This window comes from Tateyamaria sp. (genome assembly GCF_059783535.1).
The window spans coordinates 1-4983 of sequence record NZ_JBYNDP010000199.1; the positions used below are offsets into that span (position 1 = coordinate 1).

The 4983-nt window shown below is 57.8% G+C and carries 6 protein-coding genes and 1 pseudogene; 5 read left to right on the forward strand and 2 right to left on the reverse strand.

Annotated elements, in window-relative coordinates:
• A pseudogene (locus AC6RA8_RS21125) lies at nt 1–237 on the forward strand (30S ribosomal protein S4); the annotation flags it as partial.
• Between the two features lie 65 nt (nt 238–302).
• Here AC6RA8_RS21125 and AC6RA8_RS21130 read toward each other — a convergent pair.
• A complete protein-coding gene (locus AC6RA8_RS21130) occupies nt 303–761 on the reverse strand; it encodes a phage tail protein (protein ID WP_500355623.1) in 459 nt (152 codons plus the stop codon).
• 128 nt (nt 762–889) lie between these two features.
• Between AC6RA8_RS21130 and AC6RA8_RS21135 the strand changes: the two genes are divergently transcribed.
• Entirely contained in the window at nt 890–1375 is a 486-nt protein-coding gene (locus AC6RA8_RS21135) for a DUF2867 domain-containing protein (protein WP_500355625.1), read from the forward strand.
• A gap of 9 nt (nt 1376–1384) precedes the next feature.
• Here the strand turns inward: AC6RA8_RS21135 and AC6RA8_RS21140 are convergent, their stop codons facing one another.
• On the reverse strand, nt 1385–1831 hold the full coding sequence (locus AC6RA8_RS21140) for a helix-turn-helix domain-containing protein (RefSeq protein ID WP_500355627.1): 447 nt from the start codon (nt 1829–1831) through the stop codon (nt 1385–1387).
• Nucleotides 1832–1958: 127 nt separating this feature from the next.
• Between AC6RA8_RS21140 and AC6RA8_RS21145 the strand changes: the two genes are divergently transcribed.
• The 3 genes from AC6RA8_RS21145 to AC6RA8_RS21155 form a co-directional block, all read left to right on the forward strand.
• Nucleotides 1959–2663 (forward strand): YqiJ family protein, encoded by a 705-nt coding sequence (locus tag AC6RA8_RS21145; RefSeq protein WP_500355629.1) that lies wholly within the window; start codon nt 1959–1961, stop codon nt 2661–2663.
• 68 nt (nt 2664–2731) lie between these two features.
• The gene (locus AC6RA8_RS21150; protein ID WP_500355631.1) at nt 2732–4453 is read left to right on the forward strand and encodes a flotillin family protein; all 1722 of its coding nucleotides are present in this window, start codon (nt 2732–2734) and stop codon (nt 4451–4453) included.
• Nucleotides 4454–4627: 174 nt separating this feature from the next.
• The coding region (locus AC6RA8_RS21155) for a hypothetical protein (RefSeq protein WP_500355633.1) at nt 4628–4983 on the forward strand (356 nt) is incomplete at its 3' end.

Sequence of the window (4983 nt, forward strand, 5' to 3'; positions counted from 1 at the left end):
AACATCCCCTCCTACCGCGTGAAAGAGGGTGACGTGATCGAAGTGCGTGACCGTTCCAAGCAACTGGCCGTTCTGCTGGAAGCAACGCAACTGCCGGAGCGTGATGTGCCTGACTACATCGAAGCCGATCACTCGAAGATGACCGCCACCTTCACACGCACACCCACCTTGGGTGATGTGCCATACCCGGTGGTGATGGAGCCGAACCTGGTCGTCGAATTCTACGCCAAGAACTAAGGTATCGCGGGACTATCCCGCTGCCGTCAGATTTCGAAGGGTCGCCTGTCTTGGGCGGCCCTTTTTCATGCGTTTTCGACGGTGATCTCTTCGTATGCGATCTCGATGCTTTCGATGGCGACCTCGTTGCCATCTGCTTTCAGATCGCTGCCGGTGATCTTGGTGGGAAAGGCATTTGCCACGTTCCAGACCATGGTCGGAGAACCGCTTCCATCCAGCAGTGAAATGGTCAGATTCTGACGCTTGATCGTGTTCATCTTGAACCCGCTGAACCAATCCCAAAATGTGTTGTCCCGCGTGAAGACGCCCTTTTTCAGGGTCAGGTTGCCGGCCTGGCGGAGGCCGGGCATCTTGATGGTTGAAAAGACCTTGTCGTTGCCTGCGCGATTGACGATCGGCTGGCGTTCGGCGTCCAGACCGCTCACCTCCTGAAACGTCATCTCTTCACTGTCCATTGTGACGCGGAAATAGAACGTCGGCATTGGCCAAACGTTTTGTGATTGTTGGCTGCCATCATCGGCCATGGGGCTTGTCCTGTCAGATATGGGTCACGCCACAATAGCAAGTTTTTGGCCCGGTTGTGGTTTCATGTCACAGAGCAAGAGGGTGAATGCGTCATTAGGGTGAGCGCAGACAGCCACAGGAGTGCCTCATGTTTTCAGCACCACGCGTCACTGTTACCCAACTCTCTACCGACAGCGCTTTGCATGGGCGCATGCGTCGCGGCGATTTTCTGGATTGCTATTCGGTTGCGAGTACGACCAGCCCGCGTGCGGCAGCCGAGATTATCACGGCCTTCCCGGGGTGGGCGCAGGTGCTGGTCAAACTGCGCGGCCTGATCACAAGCCCATTTGGGCTGTCACAAGATGGGCCGGACGCAGTGGACAAGCTTGGACCATTTCCGGTCGAAAGCGAGACGGGGACCGAACTGATCGCCGGATTTGATGACAAGCATTTGGATTTTCGGGTCAGCGTCCGGTCCGAGGACGGTGTGGTTTCGCTCGCAACCTGGGTGCACACACACAATATCGGCGGGCGGCTTTATCTGGCGGCCATCATGCCCTTTCACATTTTGATTGCGCGTGATGCGCTTGCCCGTGTGGCCCGTGCCCCTGCGACGCCACCTCATCCTGCGTAGGTCGGCCAGCTATCTGTGGTCCCAGAAGGTCGGGGGCATGTCATGCAGCAATTCTGCGGCCTTGTCCTCGATCCAGTCCTGCCGGGCATCGGCTGACCACGTATCCGCCCCCGGTTCATCGGCGATGTTTGCGTGTGCGAGTTTCATGGCTTGGGCGTATTTCAGATCCTCAATTCGCGCTTCCGGTACAATCGCATAGACAAACCGCGCGCCCATGGCGGCGGCCAGTTGTTCCATCTGCTTGATGGACACGGCCCCGTCCTGTTCGCTGCGTTCCGCCTGATAGACCGCGTTTCGGCTGACGCCCTTGCGTCGGGCCACCTGTTCTGCAGACATGCCCAAGGCATGACGAACGGATGAAATCCAGCCCTTCTCGGGTATTGGCACATCGGACACCTGGCTGGCCGTACGATCAATCATCCGCGCGAGGCGGCGGCGGTGGAGAAAGTCCGGCATGATGTGCGCTCAATCCCGTGTGAAACCGTGGCTGGTATGGGTGTAAGATAGGTATGGATAAAAAAAATGCAAATTTCGCACATAAATACCTAACAATTTTTTTATCAGTGATTATATGGATATGGAAATGAAAGACTTGATTACACTTTTCCTATCGCCTGAAAGCGCCCCGTTTGCCGTTGCACTGGCTGTGGTGGCTGGTTTGTTTGTCCTTGAAATATTGAGCGCAGTTCTAGGCGGCACACTCATGGGTCTTGGCAGTGATGCGCCGGATATTGACGTGGATGCGGACTTTGACCTCTCGGCCGAGTTCGAAGCGGATATTGATCCTGGTGTCGATGCTGTTGACGCGGCAGAGATGCCCGATATTGATGCTGGTGCTCAGTCCTCCGGGCTGTTCACCTGGATCGGTACGCGCGATGTGCCGTTCCTGATCTGGCTTGCGTCATTTCTGACCATGTTTGGCCTCTTTGGCCTGATCCTTCAGTCCTTTGTCGGTGGACTGTTCGGGCAGGGATTGCCTGCCCTGATCGCCTCGGCTATCGCCGCAGTCCCGGCCTTGGCCGTGACCCGCGTGATTGCCAACTGGGTGGCCCTGATCATGCCCAAGACCGAAACGAGCGCGACGCGCGCCCGGTTCCTTGGCGGCTATCACGGCACCATCACGCAAGGCACTGCTGCGCGTGGTCGCCCGGCCGAGGTCAAGATCAAGGACCGGCACAACAACATCCACTATCTGCGGGTCGAACCCCTTCACGATGATGATGTTTTTCCCCAGGGCAGCGATGTCACGCTTATTCGCAAGCGTGGTGACAAGTTCTTCGTGATCTGACGGGCCTCGGCCCCCATCATACACGCTGTCTGTCCAACCTTACCTTTAGTTCATGTAGGAGTACTCATATGCAACTCACTGCAATCCTGACGATTGCCGCCATTATTCTTGGCCTTCTTGTTCTGATCGGCTTAATCATGGCGCGCCTCTACAAACGTGCGACACGCGAAACCAGCCTGGTCAAAACCGGATCGGGTGGGCGCAAGGTTATCATGGATGGGGGCACCATTGTGGTTCCGTTCCTGCACGAGATTTCCAAAGTCAACATGAAGACGCTTCGTCTTGAAGTGGCGCGGGTGGCGGAACAGTCGCTGATCACCAAGGATCGGATGCGTGTTGATGTGGGCGTTGAGTTCTATGTCTCGGTCAACGCCACAGAAGACGGTATTTCGCGCGCCGCCCAAACACTCGGTGACCGCACCTTCCACGTCGAACAGCTGCGCGAGATGATCGAGGGTAAGCTGGTTGACGGTCTGCGTGCTGTGGCCGCCCAGATGACCATGGACGAGTTGCACGAAAACCGTGCCAGCTTTGTTCAGGAGGTGCAGAATGCCATCTCCGAAGACCTGCTGAAAAACGGCCTGGAGCTTGAGGCCGTGTCGCTGACCGCACTGGATCAGACGCCGTTTGAATCCCTTGATGAAAACAACGCGTTTAACGCGGTTGGTATGCAGAAGCTGGCCGCCGTCATTGCCACCTCGCGCAAACAACGAGCCGAGATCGCGGCAGAGGCCGACGTGTCCGTCGCCCAATCCGAGATGGAAGCCGAAAAGCGCAAGTACCAGATTGAGCGCGAGCAGAAACAGGCCGAGATCGCCCAGATCGAGGAAATCCAGACGCTGCAGGCCGAGCAGGAAGCGCAGATCGCCCGCAATCAGGAAGCGTCTGATCGGGCCAAGGAAGAAGCACGGATTGAACGCGAGAAAGCCGTGCGTTCGGCCGAGATTGCGCGCGAGCGCAGCATCCGCGAAGCCGAGATCGCCAAGGAGCGTGAGCTGGAAGTGGCAGATCAGGAACGCCAGATCATCGTGGCGCGCAAGTCCGAGGAAGAGAGCCAGGCACGTGCATCGGCTGATACTGCGAGGGCGGAGGCCAAGAAGGCGGCGGAAGCCATTGAAACGGCGCGCGCCGTGGCCGAGGCTGAGCGGATCAAGCAGATTGCGATCATTGAAGCGCAGAAAGAAGCTGAGCGTCAGGCCACCGGTATCCGTTTGACGGCAGAGGCCGAAAAGGACGCTGCGAGCGACCGCGCCGCGGCCCAGTTGGAAGAGGCGCAGGCCGATGCCAATGCGTTGACCGTACGTGCCGAGGCAAAACGGACCGACATGCTGGCAACAGCCGAAGGTCAGAAGGCGATTGCCAACTCAGAGAACGAGTTGAGCGCCGAGATCGTGGCGATGAAAATCCGCCTTGCCCAACTGGAGGCGATGCCTTCCATCATCGCGGAAATGGTCAAGCCGGCTGAAAAGATCGACTCGATCAAGATCCATCAGGTGACGGGCATGACCCCCGCTGGTGGCGGTGCAGACGGTGCCCCGAACGGCGGCACACCGGTCAATCAGGCGCTCGACTCCGTGCTGGGTATGGCACTGCAGATGCCTGCGATGCAGGCCCTTGGCAAAGAACTTGGGATCAGCATGGAGAACGGCATGGCCGGTGTGGCTGAGGCCGCCGTTGGCAACACAGTCAAAACGGTTGACCAACCAACCCCGCCCAAGGCGATTGAAGATGCTGCCGCAACACCGTCAGAGGCAAACAGCATTCAGAAGCCTGCAAGCAGCAAGGCATAGGCATCTGTTTGACCTGAACATGACTGCGGGGGCGCTGATACGGCGCCCCTTTTTCTTTTGTGCGCGGGCGTTCGCGCACGTCTTTGGCTGTCACCGGGTTTTCAGTTTTTCACACCCGTGTCGTGTAACCTGTGGTAGCGTTCGCGCATTGATTGACGTGAATTGGAGACGACCATGGGTGCCCGCGACATTTCTTTTGCGAGCTTCAACCTCTTGAACCTTCAGACCCCCGGCGACGCCATTTATGGCGATACCGATGGCTGGGATCCTGACATTTACCAACGCAAGATCGACTTCACCGCCGCCACGATGGGTCGTCTGGATGCCGATGTCGTGGGCCTGCAAGAGCTTTGGGCGCCTGCCGCGCTGGATCAGGTCTTGGCAGATGCGGGGATGAACAACGACTATTCCGCTCTGGTGCCGCTCGATCATGAGGGGGACAAGATTGTCTGCGCGGCTGCCGTCCGCACTGAAATGCTCGTGGGTGATCCGGAATGGATCGTGGATTTCCCTGATGAATATGTACTCAA

What these genes read in the sequence shown, in the direction of transcription:
- AC6RA8_RS21150 (WP_500355631.1), top strand. Translation starts at nt 2,732, where the DNA reads ATGCAACTCACTGCAATCCTGACGATTGCCGCCATTATTCTTGGCCTT.
- AC6RA8_RS21130 (WP_500355623.1), bottom strand. Translation starts at nt 761, where the DNA reads ATGGCCGATGATGGCAGCCAACAATCACAAAACGTTTGGCCAATGCCG.
- AC6RA8_RS21140 (WP_500355627.1), bottom strand. Translation starts at nt 1,831, where the DNA reads ATGCCGGACTTTCTCCACCGCCGCCGCCTCGCGCGGATGATTGATCGT.
- AC6RA8_RS21135 (WP_500355625.1), top strand. Translation starts at nt 890, where the DNA reads ATGTTTTCAGCACCACGCGTCACTGTTACCCAACTCTCTACCGACAGC.
- AC6RA8_RS21145 (WP_500355629.1), top strand. Translation starts at nt 1,959, where the DNA reads ATGAAAGACTTGATTACACTTTTCCTATCGCCTGAAAGCGCCCCGTTT.